19 protein-coding genes are annotated in these 18,209 nt (G+C 71.8%); 8 read left to right on the top strand and 11 right to left on the bottom strand.

The window, feature by feature from the left end:
• Window positions 1-113 precede the first annotated feature (113 nt).
• The gene (locus F0L68_RS11900) at window positions 114-1,661 is read left to right on the top strand and encodes an MFS transporter (RefSeq protein WP_149849580.1); all 1,548 of its coding nucleotides are present in this window, start codon (window positions 114-116) and stop codon (window positions 1,659-1,661) included.
• 62 nt (window positions 1,662-1,723) lie between these two features.
• Here the strand turns inward: F0L68_RS11900 and F0L68_RS11905 are convergent, their stop codons facing one another.
• Complete coding sequence (locus F0L68_RS11905; RefSeq protein ID WP_149849581.1) at window positions 1,724-2,113, bottom strand: hypothetical protein; 390 nt, start codon at window positions 2,111-2,113, stop codon at window positions 1,724-1,726.
• Between the two features lie 88 nt (window positions 2,114-2,201).
• On the opposite strand from F0L68_RS11905, the gene F0L68_RS11910 reads away from it, so the two are divergent.
• Window positions 2,202-2,690: a mycothiol transferase gene (locus F0L68_RS11910; protein WP_149849582.1), complete on the top strand. Its 489-nt coding sequence runs from the start codon at window positions 2,202-2,204 to the stop codon at window positions 2,688-2,690.
• A 78-nt stretch (window positions 2,691-2,768) separates the two neighbouring features.
• Here the strand turns inward: F0L68_RS11910 and F0L68_RS11915 are convergent, their stop codons facing one another.
• The 4 genes from F0L68_RS11915 to F0L68_RS11930 are packed head-to-tail and all read right to left on the bottom strand — an operon-like array spanning window position 2,769 to window position 5,287.
• Window positions 2,769-3,617, bottom strand: coding sequence for a M55 family metallopeptidase (locus F0L68_RS11915; protein ID WP_223198718.1), 849 nt, complete (start codon window positions 3,615-3,617; stop codon window positions 2,769-2,771).
• Between the two features lie 52 nt (window positions 3,618-3,669).
• Entirely contained in the window at window positions 3,670-4,278 is a 609-nt protein-coding gene (locus tag F0L68_RS11920) for a hypothetical protein (protein ID WP_149849583.1), read from the bottom strand.
• Window positions 4,279-4,297: 19 nt separating this feature from the next.
• Complete coding sequence (locus F0L68_RS11925; RefSeq protein WP_149849584.1) at window positions 4,298-4,774, bottom strand: hypothetical protein; 477 nt, start codon at window positions 4,772-4,774, stop codon at window positions 4,298-4,300.
• Window positions 4,775-4,783: 9 nt separating this feature from the next.
• A complete protein-coding gene (locus F0L68_RS11930; protein WP_149849585.1) occupies window positions 4,784-5,287 on the bottom strand; it encodes a vWA domain-containing protein in 504 nt (167 codons plus the stop codon).
• A gap of 318 nt (window positions 5,288-5,605) precedes the next feature.
• Here F0L68_RS11930 and F0L68_RS11935 point away from each other — a divergent pair, with 318 nt between their 5' ends.
• Window positions 5,606-6,127, top strand: a complete 522-nt coding sequence (locus F0L68_RS11935) for an ester cyclase (protein WP_188316524.1) — start codon at window positions 5,606-5,608, stop codon at window positions 6,125-6,127.
• Window positions 6,124-6,657, top strand: a complete 534-nt coding sequence (locus F0L68_RS11940; protein WP_149849587.1) for an ester cyclase — start codon at window positions 6,124-6,126, stop codon at window positions 6,655-6,657. The genes F0L68_RS11935 and F0L68_RS11940 overlap by 4 nt, the downstream gene beginning before the upstream one ends.
• 77 nt (window positions 6,658-6,734) lie before the next feature.
• Here F0L68_RS11940 and F0L68_RS11945 read toward each other — a convergent pair whose 3' ends face one another.
• The 5 genes from F0L68_RS11945 to F0L68_RS42300 are packed head-to-tail and all read right to left on the bottom strand — an operon-like array spanning window position 6,735 to window position 9,996.
• Window positions 6,735-7,421 (bottom strand): response regulator transcription factor, encoded by a 687-nt coding sequence (locus F0L68_RS11945; protein WP_149849588.1) that lies wholly within the window; start codon window positions 7,419-7,421, stop codon window positions 6,735-6,737.
• A 40-nt stretch (window positions 7,422-7,461) separates the two neighbouring features.
• Window positions 7,462-8,682, bottom strand: a complete 1,221-nt coding sequence (gene wecB, locus F0L68_RS11950) for a non-hydrolyzing UDP-N-acetylglucosamine 2-epimerase (protein ID WP_223198719.1) — start codon at window positions 8,680-8,682, stop codon at window positions 7,462-7,464.
• An 18-nt stretch (window positions 8,683-8,700) separates the two neighbouring features.
• Window positions 8,701-9,264, bottom strand: a complete 564-nt coding sequence (locus tag F0L68_RS11955) for an archaeosortase/exosortase family protein (protein WP_149849589.1) — start codon at window positions 9,262-9,264, stop codon at window positions 8,701-8,703.
• Window positions 9,261-9,833, bottom strand: coding sequence for a PASTA domain-containing protein (locus F0L68_RS11960; protein WP_149849590.1), 573 nt, complete (start codon window positions 9,831-9,833; stop codon window positions 9,261-9,263). The genes F0L68_RS11955 and F0L68_RS11960 overlap by 4 nt, the downstream gene beginning before the upstream one ends.
• A complete protein-coding gene (locus F0L68_RS42300) occupies window positions 9,823-9,996 on the bottom strand; it encodes a hypothetical protein (protein ID WP_188316525.1) in 174 nt (57 codons plus the stop codon). Before F0L68_RS42300 ends, F0L68_RS11960 begins: the two co-directional genes overlap by 11 nt.
• 263 nt (window positions 9,997-10,259) lie before the next feature.
• On the opposite strand from F0L68_RS42300, the gene F0L68_RS11965 reads away from it, so the two are divergent.
• Genes F0L68_RS11965 through F0L68_RS11975 form a run of 3 tightly spaced genes read left to right on the top strand, consistent with a single transcriptional unit; the run spans window position 10,260 to window position 14,141 of the window.
• Window positions 10,260-11,666 carry a glycosyltransferase family 2 protein gene (locus F0L68_RS11965; protein WP_223198720.1) on the top strand — a complete coding sequence of 469 codons (1,407 nt, stop codon included), beginning with the start codon at window positions 10,260-10,262 and terminating at the stop codon, window positions 11,664-11,666.
• Window positions 11,667-11,703: 37 nt separating this feature from the next.
• Entirely contained in the window at window positions 11,704-13,653 is a 1,950-nt protein-coding gene (locus tag F0L68_RS11970; protein ID WP_149849591.1) for a hypothetical protein, read from the top strand.
• Window positions 13,654-13,676: 23 nt separating this feature from the next.
• Window positions 13,677-14,141, top strand: a complete 465-nt coding sequence (locus tag F0L68_RS11975; RefSeq protein WP_149849592.1) for a response regulator — start codon at window positions 13,677-13,679, stop codon at window positions 14,139-14,141.
• Between the two features lie 19 nt (window positions 14,142-14,160).
• Here F0L68_RS11975 and F0L68_RS11980 read toward each other — a convergent pair whose 3' ends face one another.
• Entirely contained in the window at window positions 14,161-16,104 is a 1,944-nt protein-coding gene (locus tag F0L68_RS11980; RefSeq protein WP_188316526.1) for a sigma-70 family RNA polymerase sigma factor, read from the bottom strand.
• A gap of 231 nt (window positions 16,105-16,335) precedes the next feature.
• Here F0L68_RS11980 and glmS point away from each other — a divergent pair, with 231 nt between their 5' ends.
• A complete protein-coding gene (gene glmS / locus F0L68_RS11985; RefSeq protein WP_149849594.1) occupies window positions 16,336-18,198 on the top strand; it encodes a glutamine--fructose-6-phosphate transaminase (isomerizing) in 1,863 nt (620 codons plus the stop codon).
• Window positions 18,199-18,209 lie beyond the last annotated feature (11 nt).

The following is an 18,209-nucleotide window of genomic DNA, read 5'->3' on the forward strand; positions in this document are numbered from 1 at the left end:
ACACCGGCGACCTTAGCGAGCACCCCGCAGAAATTCCTCCCGACGGAGGTAAAGGCCGGCGGGGCAGCTCCGACCAGCCCGCGACACCACCCGGAGGAGAAGGAGAGCCCGAAATGACCGACACCGAGCGGAGCGCGGGCCGGCGGCAGTGGCTGGGACTCGCGGTGCTGGTGCTGCCCAGTCTGCTGGTGGCGATGGACTCGACCGCGCTGTTCCTCGCGCTGCCTTCGCTGAGTGCCCAGCTCGGCGCCAGCGGCGTCGAACAGCTGTGGATCAGCGACAGCTACGGCTTCCTGGTCGCCGGGTTCGTGATCACCATGGGCACGCTCGGCGACCGGATCGGCCGCCGCAGGCTGCTGTTCGTCGGCGGTGCCGCGTTCGCGGTCCTCTCCGTGGTCGCCGCCTACTCGACGACCCCGTGGATGCTGATCGCCGCGCGGGCGCTGCTCGGGATCGCCGGCGCGACGCTCATGCCGTCGACGCTCGCGCTGATCACCAACATGTTCCGCGACGACCGGCAGCGCGGGAAGGCCATCGCGATCTGGGCGACCAGCCAGTTCGCCGGCGGCGCGGCCGGCCCGGTGCTCGCCGGGTTCCTGCTCGCGCACTTCTGGTGGGGCTCGGTGTTCCTGGTCGCGGTCCCCGCGATGGGGCTGCTGCTGATCGTCGGGCCGAGGGTCCTGCCGGAGTTCCGCAGCCCGGCGGCCGGCAGGCTTGACCTGCTCAGCGTCGGTCAGTCGCTGGTGGCCGTGCTGCTGATGGTCTACGGCCTCAAGCAGCTGACCGTGCAGGGCGCCTCCGGCGTGCTCGTGCCGGCTGGGGCGATCGTGGCCGGCGCGGCCGTCGGCACCCTGTTCGTCCGGCGTCAGCTGACGCTGGAGACGCCGCTGCTGAACCTGCGGCTGCTGGCGAACCGGCCGTTCACCGCGGTGTTGGTCGCGCTGGTGTTCGCCGGCCTGGCGATGGCCGGCGTCGGCATGCTGGTCACCCAGTACCTCCAGAGCGTGTTGGGGTTCAGCCCGCTCGGCTCGGCCGTCCTGTTCGCGCCGATGGGCCTCGGCGTCGCGATCGGCACGATGACCGCGCCCGCGCTCGCCAGGCGGATGCGGCCGGCCACCGCGATCGGCGGCGGGCTGGCCGTGTCGATGCTGGGCTGCGTCCCGCTGGCGCTGGTCGGCAGCACCGGCGGCCCCGCCATGACGATGGTCGGCATCGCCGTGCTGGCGCTGGGCACCGGCCCGCTGTTCGCCCTCGGCATCGGCCTGGTCGTCGGCTCCGTGCCGCCGGAGCGGGCCGGCTCGGCCGCGTCGATGGCCGAGACCGGCAACTACCTTGGCGGCTCGCTCGGGCTGGCGCTGCTCGGCGTGCTCGGCACGGCCGTCTACCGCGCGCACCTGGTCGACGCCGTCGCCGGGGGCGCGCCCGCGGCGGCGGGCCAGACGCTCGCCGGGGCGACGGCGGCCGCGCGGCACCTGCCGGCCGGGCAGGCCGCCGACCTGCTGCGCACCGCGAAGGACGGCTTCACCAGCGGGCTGAACGTCGTCGGCGTCATCGCCGCGGTGATCTTCGCCGGCCTCGCCGTGCTCGTCACGGTGGCCAACCGCACTGCGGACACGGCGAGCGGGCAGCCCGCGCCCGAACTCGTGACCTCGGGATCCTGACGGAAACCGCGTGGCCCCAGGGGAAGCCGGCGTCCCCTGGGGCCACTTGGCGAGCGACGAAACTAGTTGGTCAGCAGCGACGGGTGGTAGCCGCAGTCGACGGTCGACCCGCCGAACGGGTGGTCGGGCGTCGGGTCACACATGCGCAGGTCGAAGGGAATCGTCCGCGCGGTGAAGTCCTGCGGATCGACCTTGGAGCTCTGCACCCAGACCACCATCTTCTCCAGGCTCAGCCCGTGCTTGAACGCGAAGTAGTCGCCGAGCGGTCCGAGCAGCTGCGCGTGGAACCCGCTCTGGAGCACGTTGACGTTGTAGGACTGGGTCCACGGGTCGTTCGGGTGGTCCCAGTCGTACAGGTCGAGGTTGAGCTGCATCTTGTAGCCGTCGAAGCAGTCGGGCGGCCCACTGCCGTCCACCTCGAGGAACAGGGTCATGTCGGCGGGCGCGGACAACGGCCCCGCCTCGGCGTCAGATCGGCGTAGCCGTCAGGGCAGGCCCGGCGGAACTCCGCCGAACGGGGTAACGCACTAGGCTTCGGCCGTGGATGTCGCGATCTTGCTCGATCACCTCAACGGCGCCCGTAGGCACGTCCTCGGCATTCTGGACGGGCTGGACGAGGAGGCCATGCGGCGACCGGTGCTGCCCTCGGGCTGGAGCTGCCGTCAGCTGGTGCACCACCTGGCCCTTGACGACGAGCGGTTCTGGTTCCAGGGGGTCGTCGCCGGGCGGCAGGCGGTCAAGGACTGGGTCGCCGAGGACGCCGGCGACGGCTGGAATCCGCCGGCCGACCTGACGGGCGAGGAGATCCTTGCCTTGTACCGCGCGGAGATCACGCGGTCGGACGAGGTCATCCTGGCGACTGCCCTTGACGCGAAGCCGGCCTGGTGGCCGGACTTCTTCGGCACGTGGCGGCTGGACGACTTCGGCGAGGTCCTGCTGCACGTCCTCACCGAGACGGCAACGCATGCGGGACACCTGGACGCGGCGCGGGAGCTGCTCGACGGGCGGCAGTGGATGGTCGTCGGCTGAGCCGCCGAGCCCGCGCGGACGGGCTCGGCGGTCCGAGAACGTGCTGCGGCGTCAGGGAGTTCTTCGCGGCGCCGCCGGTCAGCGGGCGGCGAGCGTGGCGATGAGCTCGGTGACCTGGTACGCCGTGGGGAAGTCCGGCGCCGCGTACCGCAGGGTGCAGCCGTCCGTGCGCCGCATGCCGGGAACCAGCAGCGCGTGTTCGGTCATGTGCGGCCGCAACACCTGGACCTCCAGGTCGACCGGGCCGTCGAAACGCAGCGCGCGCACGGCATCGCGGTCGGCCAGCGCCAGGGGCACCGCCCGCTCGATCCGCTCGCAGGCCTCGTCGGGATGCAGCAGCGCGGCCGCGCGGGCGCCGAGGGCCCGCTTGACCACCACGGTGTGCATGCCGGGCACGACCTCGGCCGCCTCGGCCGCCACGGTGTCGTCGCCGCTGACCAGCACCGACGGCACGCCGTGGTGCGCGGCGAGGGCCGCGTTCAGGCCAAGCTCACCCAGCGAGCGGCCGTTGCAGCGCACGTCGGCGATGCACCCGCCGGAGATGGTGTGGGCCATGACCGAGCGGGGCGTGCCGGCCTTGCCGTGGTAGCCGATGAACAGCACGGCGTCCACGTCGGCCGCCAGGCCCGCCATCATCCCGTCGGGCTTGGGCGAGCCGCGCAGCAGTTCCGCGCGCCGGTCCAGCCGCTCGGGCAACAGGTTCCGGAACTGCGCGTGCGCCTCGGTGACCAACACCTGGGCGTCCGCCCGGTAGGCGAGCACGCCGCGCACGGCGGCGTTGGCCTCCGAGGTGAACAGCGAGCGGTTGCGTTCGTATTCGCTGTGGCCTGGCTGGATGTCCTCGCCGTGGACCACGCCGGCGATGCCCTCCATGTCCACCGAGACAAGCACCCGCATCCCCATCGCGCCCTCCGGGTCATCGTGCACAGGCCGCTCCGGTGCGGTTGACCGTGGACGATAGCCGGTCGCCGTACTGCGATCACCCGCGCGGCGTCGTCCGAGCCCGACGGCGACGCCCGAACAGCAGGAGCAGCCAGCCACCGGCCAACAGCGTTGCGCCGCAGGCGATCGGGAGCGCGATGGCGGCGCCGGTCCAGGCCAGCTCCTGCGCGTCCGGACCGGGCTGGTCTCCCGACGGCGACCTGCCTGCGTCATCGACCGCGATCGCACGCACGCGGGTGGCGACGAGAAACGTCTTGCCCTGGCAGGCATTGGGGGCGTCGGCGGACAGCGTGAACGCCGCCGGCACGGCGTAGGTCCTGGCCCGTTCGCCCGCGCCGACCACGGAGTCGGCCGGCAGCGGCCGATCCACCATGCGCACGAGGTCGGCCGGGCAACCCGCCGGATCGGACGAGGTGACCGAGCCGAAGGACACCGACAGGAGGCGGACCGGGAACGGATTCGGGTTGTCCACGGAGAACTGCGACGCGCCCCGGCCGCCCGGGTAGAGGTCGGCGACGGGGTTGGCCGAGGCACGCAGCTCGACGGGCCGCCCGCTCGCCGACGCCGCCGGTGTCGCGCCGAACGCGGCGACCGCGGCGAACACGCCGACCGCGACGACCGCGCGGGTGGCTCGGGCGATGCTCATCGGTCCTCCGTCGGGCTGGTCAGCTCCCGCATGTCGCGCTCGGTCCGGACAGCTGCCAGGAACCGGCCCTGTTGACCAGGAAGTACTGGGGCGCGAAGCCGAGCACCGCCACCCCGCTGTCCCTGACGGAACCGGCGGCCGTGCGCGAGGAGGCGATGACCGTCTGCTGGTTCGAGCCGTCGACCCGGACCACGTCGAGGCTGGTGCCCTGTTGCGGAGGATCCGGCCAGGAAACGGTGAGCGAGGACAGCAGGCACCCGAACAGCCCCGCCTGCACCGAGGGAGCGGCCGGGGCGACGAGTTGCCTCGCCCGCGCGGACGAGCTGCCGTCGCCCGAGACCGCCCACGCCGCCTCCGCGCGGCCGGCGCCCAGCGCGACCACCACGGTGACCAGCAGGCCACCTAGCACTGCTCGGCGGACGCGGCCGGCCGCGCCGGACCCGGGCAGCTGCACGGATCCGGCGCGGGAGTCGAGCCCTGCGCACACGGTCGACACGGGTGGGAGCTATCCGGTGACGGCGGTGGCGGAGGTCTTCACCGTGAACACGACGCCCTGGCACGCGCTCGGCGCGTTGGTGTCCAGCTTGAACGCGGCCGGCAGGCTCTGCGCGCCCGAGTTGCTGTTGGCCGGAACGGTGATGGCCGTCGCCAGGGTCGCCGTCGAGTTCACCGCGGTGAGATTCTTGGCGGGGCAGTTGGTCTCGTTGCCGCTCGTGATCGAGTTGAAGGTCAGCTTCGACACGACCACCGGGAAGCCGTTGGGGTTGTCGATGGAGTACTGGGCCGCGCCGGTGCCGCCGGGCCACAGGTCCCCGTTGGGATTGGGGTTCAGCTTGACGACGATCTTCTGCGCGGTCGCGGCGGCGTCGCTGGAGGTGCCGTCGCCGCTGACATCCCACGCGGCGAAGGCCGCGGTGGACAGCATCGTGGCCCCCACACCGATCGCGAGGCCGACGATCATGGCCTTGCGGCGCCTCTTGCGCGGCTTGTCGTCCGAGTGCTTGCTCATACGATTTCCCCGACATTCTGTGCGGCGTGCGGTGTGCACGTCTGCCCTGTGGTCGGCACGGCGGGCGGTGTGACGCTTCCGTCGCCGGGCTGGCAGGGAGATGCCGCGAGGTGGGGTTCGATGACGCAACTCCCACGAGCGATGCCACCTATCACCCGAATGGGTGACCCCCGCAGGCGTAGACCGCTCACCGCAGGGGGGAGATCCGCGGCCGGCCGCGTCGACTACCAGGGGTTACGCGCATCCACCGACCAGGACATCGGACGCTCCGGCGGGCCGCGCTCGTCCCGACCACCGACCGCCCCCCTTGGAGGCACCATGACCGAGGACGACCTCCGCGACCTCGCCCGCGAGATCGCCGACCAGGTCTGGCATCGCGGCCGGTTGGCGGCGATCGACGACCACTTCCGCGAGGACCTGGTGGCGCACGTCCCCGAACGGCCCGCCGTGCGTGGCCGCCGCGCCTACCGGGAGCTGATCCTGGCGACCAGGACGTCGTTTCCCGACCTGCGGCAGGAGGTGGACCTCGTCATCGCGCAGTCCGGCACGGTGGTCCTGCGCAGCAGGTACCTCGGCACGCAGCGGGGCGAGCACGACGGCATCCCGCCGACCGGACGCCGGGTGGAGATCACGGAGCTGCTCTGGCTGCGGTTCGACGGCGACCAGGTGGCAGAGCTGTGGCAGGAGCTCAACAACCTGACCGTGCTCGACCAGCTCGGCGTCATCCCGCCGCGCCAGGCCACCGAGTTCGCGCGGTTCCGGCACGTCCTGCGCACGGTTGGCCGGTTGGCCGCGCTCAAGGCGCGATCCGTTGCCGCGCAACGGCGAGGCGCGAAATGACCGCCGACGGCGTGCTCCCGAAGCCGAGGGCGGAGTTCGGCGCATGGGTGTGCGAGGTGTTCTTCGACCGCATCTGGAACATGGCGGACCCGGACGCGCTGGACACTCTCGACGAGGTCGCGGCGCCGGATCTGGTGTTCCACATCGGAAACCTGCCGCACGCGCGCACTCTCGCCGAGTTCAAGGCCACGGTCCGGCTGGCCAAGCAGGGACAGCCGGACCTCGTGTACACGGCCAACGAGGTCATCGTCGACGGCAATGTCGTTGCGCTGCGCCTGGAGAACGTCGGCACCCACCTCGGCGACTTCGTCGGTGTCTTCCCGCCGACCGGACGGGTGCTGCGGCTGACCGCGCTGCTGGTCGTTCGGCTCGACGACGACGGGCGGCTTGCCGAGGTCTGGCAGGAGGGCGACTTCCTCGACCTGCTGCGGCAGGCCGGCCTGGTGGCCCCGGCCGGAGCCGGGCCGCTGCGCCAGGTCGGCCACGCGCTGAAGAACCTCGTGCGCGGCAAGCGCGCCGGGCGGCGCTAGCCCGTGCCCCTCGGGCGCTGTCCTCCGCGCGGCCGGGCGCGCGGAAAGGCTTACGGGACAGGGAAATCCCGGCGGTCTTACCCTTCGGTGACGAGTCGCTCGTCGACGAGCCCCGTCCGAAACGCGTGCACGACGATCTGGGCGCGATCGCGCGCGCCGAGCTTCCTCGCGATGTTGCGGACGTGCGTCTTGATCGTCTCGCTGGACACGAACAGCCGCTCGGCGACCTGCCGGTTGTCCAGCCCCCGGCAGACCAGTTGCAGCACCTCGTCCTCGCGGCGGGACACCGCCCGCCCTGCGGATTCCTGGTGGCGCTCCTGGAGTTCCGGCGCGACGTAGACCCGGCCGGTCCTGGCCGCCCGCAGGGCGTCGGCGACGACCGATCGGCTGGACGCCCAGGACACCGCGCCGCCCGCGCCCGCCTTCAACGCCTCGCGCACCCGCAGCTGCCCGCGCCTGGTCGGGGCCAGCAGCACGATCACGGCACGGCGCGGTTCGACCACCAGCCGCACCGTCTGGAACGCCGGATCGAGCGCGTCGTCCATGATCACGATGGTGGGATCGCACTGGTGCGCCTTGATGAACAGGTCGCTCACCGTGCCGCACATGCCCGCGACCGTCGCCTCGCGCATGTGGTCGACGACCCGCGCGACGCCCTCGCCGACCAGCGGGGTCGCGCAGGCGATCAGCACCCTGCCCGCGATCGGCGCGGACGCGCGGCCGCCGTCCCGCGCCACGGCCGGGCGCCCATCAGCAGTCTCCATCGAACGACCCTCCACGGCAGGTGGTGCCCACGCGTCCCGGCTAGGCGCGTTGGGACAACCTGACCTCGGTCGCCTGCGGCACGAACTGGTCTGGCATCTGTTCGGCGAGACCGAGCAGGACGGCCAGCGCCTGTTCGGTTCGTTCGCCGGCAAGGCCGTCGCCGAACGGGTTGCCCGAGGCGGTCAGCTGGGCCGTGAACGCCGGATTTCCCAGCAGCCGCCCGGCAACGGCCGTGACGCGCTCCTCGTCCGTGCCGACCAGCAGCGCGCACCCGGCGTCGACCGCCTCCTGGCGCTCGGTGACGTCCCGCAGCACCATGACCGGGACCTTGAAGGACGGCGCCTCCTCCTGGATGCCGCCGGAGTCGGACAGCACGAGCGTGCTCGCGGCGAGCAGCCTGACCAGGTCGGGATAGTCCAGCGGCTCGGTGATCGTGACCCGTTGGCAGTCGCCGAGCGCCTGCCGCACCTGGTCGCGCACCTGGGGATTGGGGTGTGCTGGAAGCACGACCTCCACGTCCTGGTGCTCCCGCACGATCGTCCGCACGGCGTTCAGGACGCCGGCCAACGGCTCGCCCCACGACTCGCGCCGGTGCACGGTCACCAGCAGCAGCCTCCTGTTCCCGGACAACGCGCGCGCCTCGACCGCGGCCAGGTCCGGTTGCCCGAAGGGCGTGCGGTTCCGCACGACCGTGCCGACCGCGTCCACCACCGTGTTGCCGACGACGAGCAGCCGGTCCTCCGCGACGCCCTCGCGCCGGAGGTTGTTCGCGGCGCGCTCGGTCGGCGCGAGGTGCAGCCGCGCGATGGCGCCGACCATTCGCCGGTTGGCCTCCTCGGGAAACGGCGAGTCGAGGTCGAACGACCGCAGCCCGGCCTCCAGGTGCACCACCGGAACCCGCCGCCAGAACGCGGCGAGCGCGCCGGCCACCGTCGAGGACGTGTCCCCCTGCACCACGACCGCGGCCGGCGGGCGATCGGCCCACAGCGCGTCCAGCTGCGGCAGGAGTTGGGCGTACAGCTCGACGAGCCCCCCGTCGACGCGGTCCAGCCGCATGGTCGCGTCGGCCTTGACGCCGAAGGCGGCCAGCGCCTGGTGGACCATCGTCGGATGCTGCCCGGTCGCCAGCACGACCGCCTTCATCCGCCCCGACCTGGCGAGGTCGAGCGCGACCGGGGCCAGCTTGATGGCTTCGGGCCTGGTGCCGACGACCAGGTGCACCTCGGGAACCGGACTGGTGGAAACGATGCGCAGACTCACGATTTGACCCACATCTCACTAGGCGGAGGCAGCGGACCGGCGAACGGCCAGCAGGAGGTTGAAGAAGACGACCACCGACACGGTGGCCATAACGACGATGAACACGGCGCCGCCGACGTTGTGCACGAAGAAGAAGGCGCCCTCGCGGCCGAGCCGGCCGCCGATCACCGCGATCGCGGTGGTGCGGATGACGTTGGCCAGAAAGGACACGCACACCGCGGCGAGCACCGCCCACAGCACGCGCACCGGGCTGAACCTGCTCAGCAGCGCCATCGCGGACGCCGCGAGCAACAGCAGGGCGACCAACACGCCGACACTGCATCCGCCGGACACCACGAAACCCACGGTGGGGTTCGCGCCGTCGCCGAACAGGAACACGGTCTGGGTGGCGAACTCGGTGGCCGCGCCGCCGGGCACGAACAGGCCGACCAACGGGGTGGCCGCCATCGCCTCGACCGACCTGAACCACTCCAGGTCGAGGAACACCAGCACCGAGGCGGCGAGGATCAGCAGGAACACGGCCACGCGGCCGACGCGCGCAGGCCAGGCCACGGTCGGGGTGGCCACGTCGTTGTCGGTCATCCGCCAAGTCCCTTCGACACGACGACCCGCACGGGGTCGCCCTGGAGCACCAGACCGGTCGGCGACACGTCGACCACGCTGTCCTGCGGCGACTCGGAACTCACCTGCTCGACGCGCACGACGAAGCCGAACGTCCGGAGCGCGGCGACCACCTCGGCGGACTTCCTGCCCACGTAGAAGGACTTCTGGACGTCGATCCGGGTTGGGTCCGCCGCGATGTCGATCTCGACCCGGCCGCCCGGCCGCAGGCCGGAGCCTGCTGGCGGCACCTGGGCGGCCACCTGGCCCGGCGCGAAGCCTGCCGGGCTGGTGATGCCCTGGTCGACGCCGAGCCCGAGGCGTTCGAGGACGGCGCGGGCGTCGCCTGCGCTGCGTCCCTTCACGTCCGGGACAGTCACCAGCGTCGGCCGGACGAACGTGTGGAACGAGCCAGCGGTGAGCAGGCCGGTCACCGCCGCCACGACGAGCACCGCGAAGAGCTGGGTGCGCCACCGCAGACGGCCCCGCCCGGCCCGGCCGGCCAGACTCCCGGCCGGCGCCCGCTCGGCGACGGGGGCCTCAGCCGGCATCGCCGCGACCGCGCAGATAGGACGACCGCAGCAGCAGGACGCCGAGGATCAGCACCGCCAGCCCCACCGCCACCACGAGCAGCACCGGAAATCCGGTCGACGCAAGCACACCGGCGCCAACCACCCCTGCGCCGCCGACGAATCCCCCCGTATTGCCGTACATGCCCTACGCCTCCCTCACCTTGGGACCTGCCGAAGTGGACGACACGGTCGTGGCTGGTTGCGGCAGGTTGATACGGCGCATCCGCCGCTATGACGCACGGCGGAGAACTTTTTACCCTCGGGAGGTGACTCGGATACGTCGCGCGGGTGAGGCGAGGACCGGACCGGTCGCGCGACCGGGATTCCTCCGGATCGCTGCGTCATCTCTCCGGCCGGGCGGCATCTACCTGCCGCAAACCGCCGCCGGGCAAAGGAGATGGCACAGTGCTCACCGACATCGCGAGCGGGTTGTTCTACGGAACGACGTTGCTCACGATCGCGATCGGCTTGTCCTACTTCCTCGCCTGTGCTGGCGCCGGGCTGCTGGAGATGCGCGCCGCGGCCAGGGCCGAACCCGGCTCCCCAGCCATCGCCCGGCGCGAGCCGGACGGCGAGTGGGTCTACTTCCTGGTTCCTGGGTTGAACGAGGGCGTCGTGATCGAACAGACCGTGACCGCGCTGCTGCGGACGCCGAACTCGACGATCGTGATGATCGACGACGGCAGCGACGACGGCACCGGGGACATCGCCGAGCAGGCGGGCGGCGACCGGGCCATCGTGGTGCGTCGCGTCCTGCCCAACGCGAGGCAGGGCAAGGGAAAGGCGTTGAACCAGGGGTTCGAGGAGGTGCTGGCGGACGTGGCCCGGCGCGGCCTCGATCCCGACACCGTGTTCGTCTGCGTGATGGACGCCGACGGCCGGCTGTCCGAGGACGCCTGGTCCTATGTGCTGCCGCTGTTCGACGATCCCAAGGTCGGCGGGGTCCAGCTCGCCGTGAAGATCCGCAACTCGGACAAGCTGATCACCAGGATCCAGGACTTCGAGTTCTGGGGGCTGTCCGCGATCTCCCAGTACGGCAGGCGGCGCAGCCGGACGGTGAGCCTCGGCGGCAACGGGCAGTTCAGCAGGCTGCGCGCGCTGGTCGACCTCGGCCGGGACCCGTGGTCCGAGTCGCTGACCGAGGACCTCGACCTGGCCATCACGTTGCTCATCGAGGGATGGCAGCTGGACTCGACCACGAAGGCATGGGTCGACCAGCAGGGCGTGACCGACTACCGCAGGCTCGTCAAGCAGCGCACCAGATGGTTCCAGGGACACATGACCGCTGGCAGGCGGCTTGGCGAGATCTGGCGCAACCGCAAGCTGTCGAACCTCGCCGTGCTGGAGATGACGCTGTACCTGTCCATTCCCTGGGTCATCGTGCTGCCGTGGTCGCTGTTGTTCCACATCGGACTGTTCGTGTCCGTCTCCCAGCTGGCGGCCGACCCAAGCACCATCTTCGGCACCACGCTGTTCTCCCGTGTCCTCATCGGGCTGTTGCTCTACGTCGCGTCGTTCCTCCCTTGTCTCATCTCGGGCTACCTGTACTACCGCAGGGAACGCAACTACGGCTTCTGGCGGAGCTTCCTGCTCGGGCACGTGCTGATCGTGTGGAACTACGTCTCGTTCGTCTCGTGCTGGCAGGCGCTTGGCAGGATGCTCGAGGGCAAGACCGGGTGGGACAAGACCGCTCGGACCGCCGAGGACGGCGCTCCGGAGTCGGTGCCCGCTCCCGCCGCGACGGGCGTCCCGCGCGCCGTGCCAGCGACCGCGGCGCTGCGAACCGAGCAGCCGGCCCAAGCGTCGTCCTGACGCCACCAACCGACCGACCACGAGGACTGGTGTGCCCGTGACTGACGTACTGCTCCTGATCATCGGCGCGGCGCCGCTGCTCGCGGCGTCCTGGTTGGTCCCCCGCGCGCTGTTCCGGTCGGCGACCGACCGGGCGACCGCGACGGTCTCGCTGGCGCTGCTCCAGCCAAGCGCGCTGGTGCTCGTGCTCGGCTACCTGCACCTGCTGCGCCCGGTCCCGCTGGCGGTCGCCTCGGTGGCGACGGGCCTGGCCGGCGTCGCCCTCGCGCTGCGCCGCGACCCCGCCAGGCGGGCCGGGCGGGCCGGGCACGAGCAGTGGGGCGCGGCCACGGGTCGCCGCGCCGTGCTGCCCGCGTTGGTCGTGCTGGCCGTGCTCGTCTCCGTCCAGTACCTGTGGCGCGCGGTCCTCTCGGCGCGGGTGGGCAGTTACGACTTCGACGGCAACGCCTTCCGGCTGCTGTCGGTCGACACCTGGGTGTCCAGCGGGTCGCTCGCGAGCACCCCGCTGTCGGTCTGGTCCTCCTACTCGCCCCAGCACACCGAGCTGTTCACGGCGTACTCCTCGGTGTTCCTCCGTGGCCCGGAACTCGCCTGGCTCACCCAGTTCGGCTACGTGCTGCTCGCCTGTTGCGCGCTGGCGGGCCTCGGCGTCCGCGCGGGTCTGAGCCCGAGGCGGGCGATGTTCGCGACGCTGCTGTTCGCGGCGACGCCGGTGGTGTTCCTCCAGGCCGGCACCAGCTACCCGGATGTGGCGTCCGCGGCCGGCCTCCTGGTCGCCTGGCAGTTCCTGATGGCGTCCGACGATCTCGTGTCCGGCCGGCAGGAGGGCGGGCGGGGCCACGTCGCGGTGTACCTGTTCTTCGCGGGCACCGGCCTCGCGGTGCTGCTCGGCACGCGGGTCTCCAACCTGGTCGCCCTCGCGCTCGCGGTGGCCGTCGCCGGCTACCTGTGTTGGCAGGCAAGGAATCTCGCGGACGGGTCGAGGCGAACGCACGGCCTGCGCTCCCCCCGCCGGTGGCTGGTCTCCTGCGCCGCCGCACTCGGCCTGCCCATGGTGGTCGGGGCGAGCTGGTACCTGGCCACCATCGTGCGGGCGGGAAGTCCGGTCTTTCCGTTGCGCGCGCCGCTGTTCGGCGGCGAGCTTGACCCGGTGGCGACGCTGATCACCCCCAACCGGCCGGTCGAGATCGCCGAACAGCCTTCGCTGCTCGGCAAGCTCGCGGCGAGCTGGACCAACGACGTGTTCCCGCACGACTACGTTTACGACCAACGTCTCGGCGGCTTCGGGCCGCAGTGGCCGGTGCTGCTGGTCGGCCTGCTGCTCGGCGCGCTCACCCTGCTGGTGTTCCGACGCCGCTGGACCGTCCTGCTCGTCCTGCCGACGACGGTCGTGTTCTTCGCCAACCCGGCGCCGTGGTGGAGCAGGTACACCATCTTCCTCGCCGCCATGGCCTGCCTCGGCACGGTGCTCGCCGTGCAGTGGCTGGCCCGGCGCGGCGAGGCCGTGATCGCCCTCGCGCTGGCCGGCATCGCCGGCCTCGGCATGTGGTGGGCGACCAACCCGACACCGGTCACGCTGGCCAACGGCGAACGCGCATCCCTAAGCCAGGCCTGGAATCTCGTGCTGTCCGACGCCGACCAACGCAGGTGGGGCGTCCAGCCGTGGGCGCAGTACACCATGCTGCGGGCGCTGCCGCCCGGCGCGAAGGTCGCCACCCCCGACTCGACCACGGCGCGCTTTCCGCACGTGTGGATCGGCGACCGGCTGGACCGACAGCTCGCCGTGGTGGCCTACCTCGGCGATCTCGACCGGTGGGTGGCCGACGTGCGCGCGGCCGGCGCCGGTTGGGTGGCCGTGAACATCAGGGCGGGCGGCGGTCAGGCCGCGTTGCTGGACGCGGTCAACGCCGCGCCGCAGCGGTTCGAACTCGTCGACGGGTCCGGTGACATCAGGCTGTACCGCCTGCTGGGTCAGGGCACGTCGTGAAACCGAGAGAGGGCAGGGACATCATGAGGTCGACCATCGTCACCGCACCCCGGTGCTCGGCGGCGTCGCGGCACCCGCGCCCGGTGCCCGACCAGGTGCGCGTCGCGCTCCTCGACAGCGCCGCGATCTACCACCGAGGCGTCGAACTCCTGGTCGACACGACCGACGGCCTCGAGTGGGCCGGGGCGACCACCAGTCCCTCGGACATGCTGTCGCTGTGCGAGTTCGCGCCGCCGCACGTGCTGCTCGTCGACTCCGCGCTGGATCCCGAGTTCCAGCTGACCCGGCTGGTGTCGGCGCGCCGGTGGTGGACCGCCGTCGTCGTGCTCGCCAGGACGCCGGCGGACCGCGCGCAGGCCGCGCGGGCGCGACAGGACGGCGCGCTCGGCTGGATCGACCGGGACTGCGCCACGGGCGAACTCCTCGCCGCCATCAGGACGACGCTCGCCGGCGAGATCGCGGAGATCTCGCCGGCGAGGGCCTGCTGACGATGGCTGGCGCGGGCGCTCAGTTCAGCTGGACGACCTGGTCGGCCCGTGCGGTCCCGGTGGTGGCCACGATGGTGAGCGAGGTCGGGTTCAGCAGGACGGGCAGCAGCCCCTTGGCCGTGGCAACGAGAGTCGCGCTCTCCCCAGGCCGCATGGTGAGCACGCACTGGCCGGGGCCCGACGACGGTTCGCGCCCGGTGCAGGACATGGCCACACCCGACAGGAGGCCGGACAGGAGGCCGGGCGACGTCACGTCGACCTGCACCCGCGCGGGCGCTGATCCCTGGTAGCCCACGGTGATCGTGGCCTGCCCGCCGGTTCCCGGCACGGCCGACAGGGTCAGCTTCGGCGCGACCGGCGTGGGCGTGGGCTTGTTGACGGGCCCGTCGTCGCTGTCCACGGTGGCGGCTACGGGTTGTGACCTCGGGGCGGGTGCGGGTGGTGCCGGGGCGGGCGCGGGCGGCGGCGGGGCGGGCGCGGGCGGCGGCGGGGCGGTCGCCGCGCCCGTCCCCGCGGCGGACCCAGCTGACGTGGACTCAGCCGACGTGGCCGCAGCGGCCTCGACTGGTGCCGCGCCCGCCCCGGCAACGGCCTCCGGAACGAACGGGGGCACCGACAGCAGCACCGTCGTGCTCGCGTCCAGCGCGACGAGCGGCGACAGCGCCGCGAACACGGTGTCAGGCTGCTCCGGAGCGGCAGCTGTCTGGCCAGTCGACGAACCGGCCGAGCGTGGCGGGGTCACCCTGGATCCCGGGTTGGCCGGCGGGGTCGCCGACGGGGTCGCCGGGGTCGCTGGCGGCGCGACTCCGGCGTCCCCGCCTGGTCTGCCGGGGGTGTCACCGGCGGGCCGTTTCGGGGGCACCTCCGGAGCCGAGAGCGTGTCGCCGGGGACGCGGGTCGGGCCGACCCGCACCGAACCCGACGCCCTGCCTTCGCCCGCCGTCGCAACGTCGCTGGCGTCGTTGCGGTATCGCGCGGCCGACGTCGTCGCCGTCGTCGCGATCAGCCCGAGGACACCCAGCCCCACCAGGGCCAGGACGGGCTGGCGGCACACTCTCGCCACGCCCCTCGCCATCGCGTTGCCGGCAGCGGAAGCCTGCGCCGGAAGCGTCCCTGCGGCCCCACTTGCCCCACCTGCCCCGCCGGCTGCTCCGCCCAGCGTCGCGGCGTAGACCGCCGCCGCGCCGCCGAGCACCACGGGCAGCAGCACGCCGCGCAGCGGGCCGTTCAGGTCCGCGAGTTCCGCGACCAGGTCGCGGCATCGCTCGCAGCGGTCCAGGTGCGACTCGACGAGCGCCCGGTCGCGGACGTGGAGCTTCTCCCTGACCCACCCGCCGAGCAGCTCCACCACGCGTTGGCACTCGGTGTCGACCAGCGGGAGGTGCACGGCGAGGTACGCCTGGCACAGCCCCTCGCGGGCGCGGTAGGCCAGCGCGGAGACCGCGTTGGGCGACAGGCCGAGCAGCGGCGCGACCTGCGCCGCCGTCTGCCCCTCGACCTCGGTGTGCCACAGCACGAGCTGCCAGCGCTCCGGGAGACGCCGGAACGCCCGGCACATCAGCGAGCGCTCCTCGTTCAGCTCGGCGGCGGCGACCGGCTGGTTGTCATGGCTGTCGCCGGACTCCCAGTACTCCCCGACGAAGTCGACGTTGCGGTCCCGTCGAAACTGGAGATAGGCGAAGTTGCGGACCGCCATCAGGAGGTAGGCGCGGAACGCCTCCGTCGGTCCCTTGCCGACCTTCAGCTTCGACAACACCTGGGCGAACGCGTCGGACACGAAGTCGTCCGCCTCGGCGTCGCTGCGGGCGAGCCCGCGTGCCAGCCGGCGCGCGGCGGCGACATGCCGCTCGAACAGCACGCCATAGGCCTGGTCGTCACCTGCGCGAACTGCGGCCACAAGCTCCAAATCGCTCGTCGAGGCCTCGGCCTCGTCCTCGCTTACCGTGGTTGCCAGGTTGCCCATGGACAGCTGCTCCCGTCTGCTGGCACTCGACCGGTGTGATGGCGGCAGCTCAGCGCTATGACGCGCTTTGCCCGTTTTCCACGTCCCTGGGGTAATTTTGTGAGCCACGTCACAAAGACGCCGGGTCGCGGGCGCCCCGACCCGGTTTCCCGACGCCCGCCGACATGCGTCATGCCGCCGCCGACTCCGCATCCACTGGACTCGGACCGAGACAGGGAGCGTGCAAGGGCCATGTGCGGAATCGTGGGTTACGTGGGGCATCGGTCGGCGTTGGACGTCGTGCTGGACGGGTTGCGGAGGCTGGAGTACCGGGGTTACGACTCGGCCGGTGTCGCGATGCTGGACGGCCAGGGCGGGCTGAGGGTGGAACGCAAGGCCGGTCGGCTGGCGAACCTGGAGGCGCGCCTGGACGAGGTCGGCCGGGACGGCCTGGCCGGCACGACCGGCATCGGGCACACCCGGTGGGCCACCCACGGCGCGCCGATCGACAAGAACTCCCACCCGCACCGCGACGCGACGGGTCGGGTCGCGGTGGTGCACAACGGCATCATCGAGAACTTCGTGGCGCTGCGGTCGGAGTTGGAGGCCGAGGGCGTCGAGCTGTCCAGCGACACCGACACCGAGACCGCGGCGCACCTGGTCGGCCGCGCCTACCGGGACGGGGAGACCGCGGGCGACCTGCCGGCCAGTGTGCGGGCGGTGTGCCGCCGGTTGGAGGGCGCGTTCACGCTGGTGGTCACCCACGGCGACGAGCCGGGCATGGTGGTCGCGGCGCGGCGGTCCTCGCCGCTGGTGGTCGGGGTCGGCGACGGTGAGACGTTCGTGGCCTCCGACGTGGCGGCGTTCATCGAGCACACCCGCGACGCGGTGGAGTTGGGTCAGGACCAGGTCGTGGTGATCACCCGTGAGGGTTATGAGGTGACCGATTTCCACGGTGAGGCGGCGCGGGCGACGCCGTTTCGGGTGGACTGGGATCTGTCGGCCGCGGAGAAGGGCGGGCATGAGTACTTCATGCTCAAGGAGATCGAGGAGCAGCCCGAGGCGTTGGCGAACACGCTGCGCGGGCATTTCGTCAATGGCCGGATCGTGCTCGACGAGCAGCGCATGTCCGATCAGGACCTGCGTGATGTCGACAAGGTCTTCGTGATCGCCTGTGGTTCCAGCTACCACGCGGGCCTGGTGGCGAAGTATGCGATCGAGCACTGGTGTCGGTTGCCGGTGGAGGTGGAGCTGGCTTCGGAGTTCCGGTACCGGGACCCGGTGTTGGACCGGGACACGTTGGTGGTGGCGATCTCGCAGTCCGGCGAGACCGCCGACACGCTGGAGGCGGTGCGGCACGCCCGGGAGCAGAAGGCGCGGGTGTTGGCGATCTGCAACACCAACGGCGCGCAGATCCCGCGGGAGTCCGACGCCGTGTTGTACACGCACGCGGGTCCGGAGATCGGGGTGGCCTCGACCAAGGCGTTCCTGGCGCAGATCGTGGCGAACTACCTGGTCGGGTTGGCGTTGGCGCAGGCGCGGGGCACGAAGTATCCCGACGAGGTGGCGCGGGAGTTCGCCGAGCTGGAGGCGATGCCTGAGGCCGTCTCGCGGGTGCTGACCACGGTGGAGCGGGTGCGGGCGTTGGGGCGTGAGCTGGCTGATTCCAAGGCGGTGTTGTTCCTGGGCCGGCACGTCGGGTTCCCGGTCGCGTTGGAGGGTGCGTTGAAGCTGAAGGAACTGGCGTACATGCACGCGGAGGGCTTCGCCGCGGGCGAGCTCAAGCACGGCCCGATCGCGTTGATCGAGGAGGGCCTGCCCGTCGTCGTGGTGATGCCCTCCCCCAAGGACAATCCCGTTGTGCACACCAAACTGGTGTCCAACATCAGCGAAATCCAGGCCAGAGGCGCGCGCACGATCGTGATCGCCAGCGAGAACGACGACATCGTCCGGCCGTTCGCGGATCATCTGATCGAGATCCCGGCGGTGCCGACGTTGTTGCAGCCGTTGGTGTCCACGGTGCCGTTGCAGGTGTTGGCCGCCGAGATCGCCCGCAGCCGGGGCTACGACGTGGACAAGCCACGCAACCTCGCCAAGTCCGTCACCGTCGAGTAGGACCTGCCCTG

This window comes from Solihabitans fulvus, assembly GCF_008386585.1.
In the GTDB taxonomy this organism is placed as follows: Bacteria; Actinomycetota; Actinomycetes; order Mycobacteriales; family Pseudonocardiaceae; genus Solihabitans; species Solihabitans fulvus.

What these genes read in the sequence shown, in the direction of transcription:
- F0L68_RS11975 (WP_149849592.1), top strand. Translation starts at nt 13,677, where the DNA reads ATGAGGTCGACCATCGTCACCGCACCCCGGTGCTCGGCGGCGTCGCGG.
- F0L68_RS11960 (WP_149849590.1), bottom strand. Translation starts at nt 9,833, where the DNA reads ATGCCGGCTGAGGCCCCCGTCGCCGAGCGGGCGCCGGCCGGGAGTCTG.
- F0L68_RS11900 (WP_149849580.1), top strand. Translation starts at nt 114, where the DNA reads ATGACCGACACCGAGCGGAGCGCGGGCCGGCGGCAGTGGCTGGGACTC.
- glmS (WP_149849594.1), top strand. Translation starts at nt 16,336, where the DNA reads ATGTGCGGAATCGTGGGTTACGTGGGGCATCGGTCGGCGTTGGACGTC.
- F0L68_RS11920 (WP_149849583.1), bottom strand. Translation starts at nt 4,278, where the DNA reads ATGAGCATCGCCCGAGCCACCCGCGCGGTCGTCGCGGTCGGCGTGTTC.
- F0L68_RS11930 (WP_149849585.1), bottom strand. Translation starts at nt 5,287, where the DNA reads ATGAGCAAGCACTCGGACGACAAGCCGCGCAAGAGGCGCCGCAAGGCC.
- F0L68_RS11945 (WP_149849588.1), bottom strand. Translation starts at nt 7,421, where the DNA reads ATGGAGACTGCTGATGGGCGCCCGGCCGTGGCGCGGGACGGCGGCCGC.
- F0L68_RS11955 (WP_149849589.1), bottom strand. Translation starts at nt 9,264, where the DNA reads ATGACCGACAACGACGTGGCCACCCCGACCGTGGCCTGGCCTGCGCGC.
- F0L68_RS42300 (WP_188316525.1), bottom strand. Translation starts at nt 9,996, where the DNA reads ATGTACGGCAATACGGGGGGATTCGTCGGCGGCGCAGGGGTGGTTGGC.
- F0L68_RS11940 (WP_149849587.1), top strand. Translation starts at nt 6,124, where the DNA reads ATGACCGCCGACGGCGTGCTCCCGAAGCCGAGGGCGGAGTTCGGCGCA.
- F0L68_RS11935 (WP_188316524.1), top strand. Translation starts at nt 5,606, where the DNA reads ATGACCGAGGACGACCTCCGCGACCTCGCCCGCGAGATCGCCGACCAG.
- F0L68_RS11980 (WP_188316526.1), bottom strand. Translation starts at nt 16,104, where the DNA reads ATGGGCAACCTGGCAACCACGGTAAGCGAGGACGAGGCCGAGGCCTCG.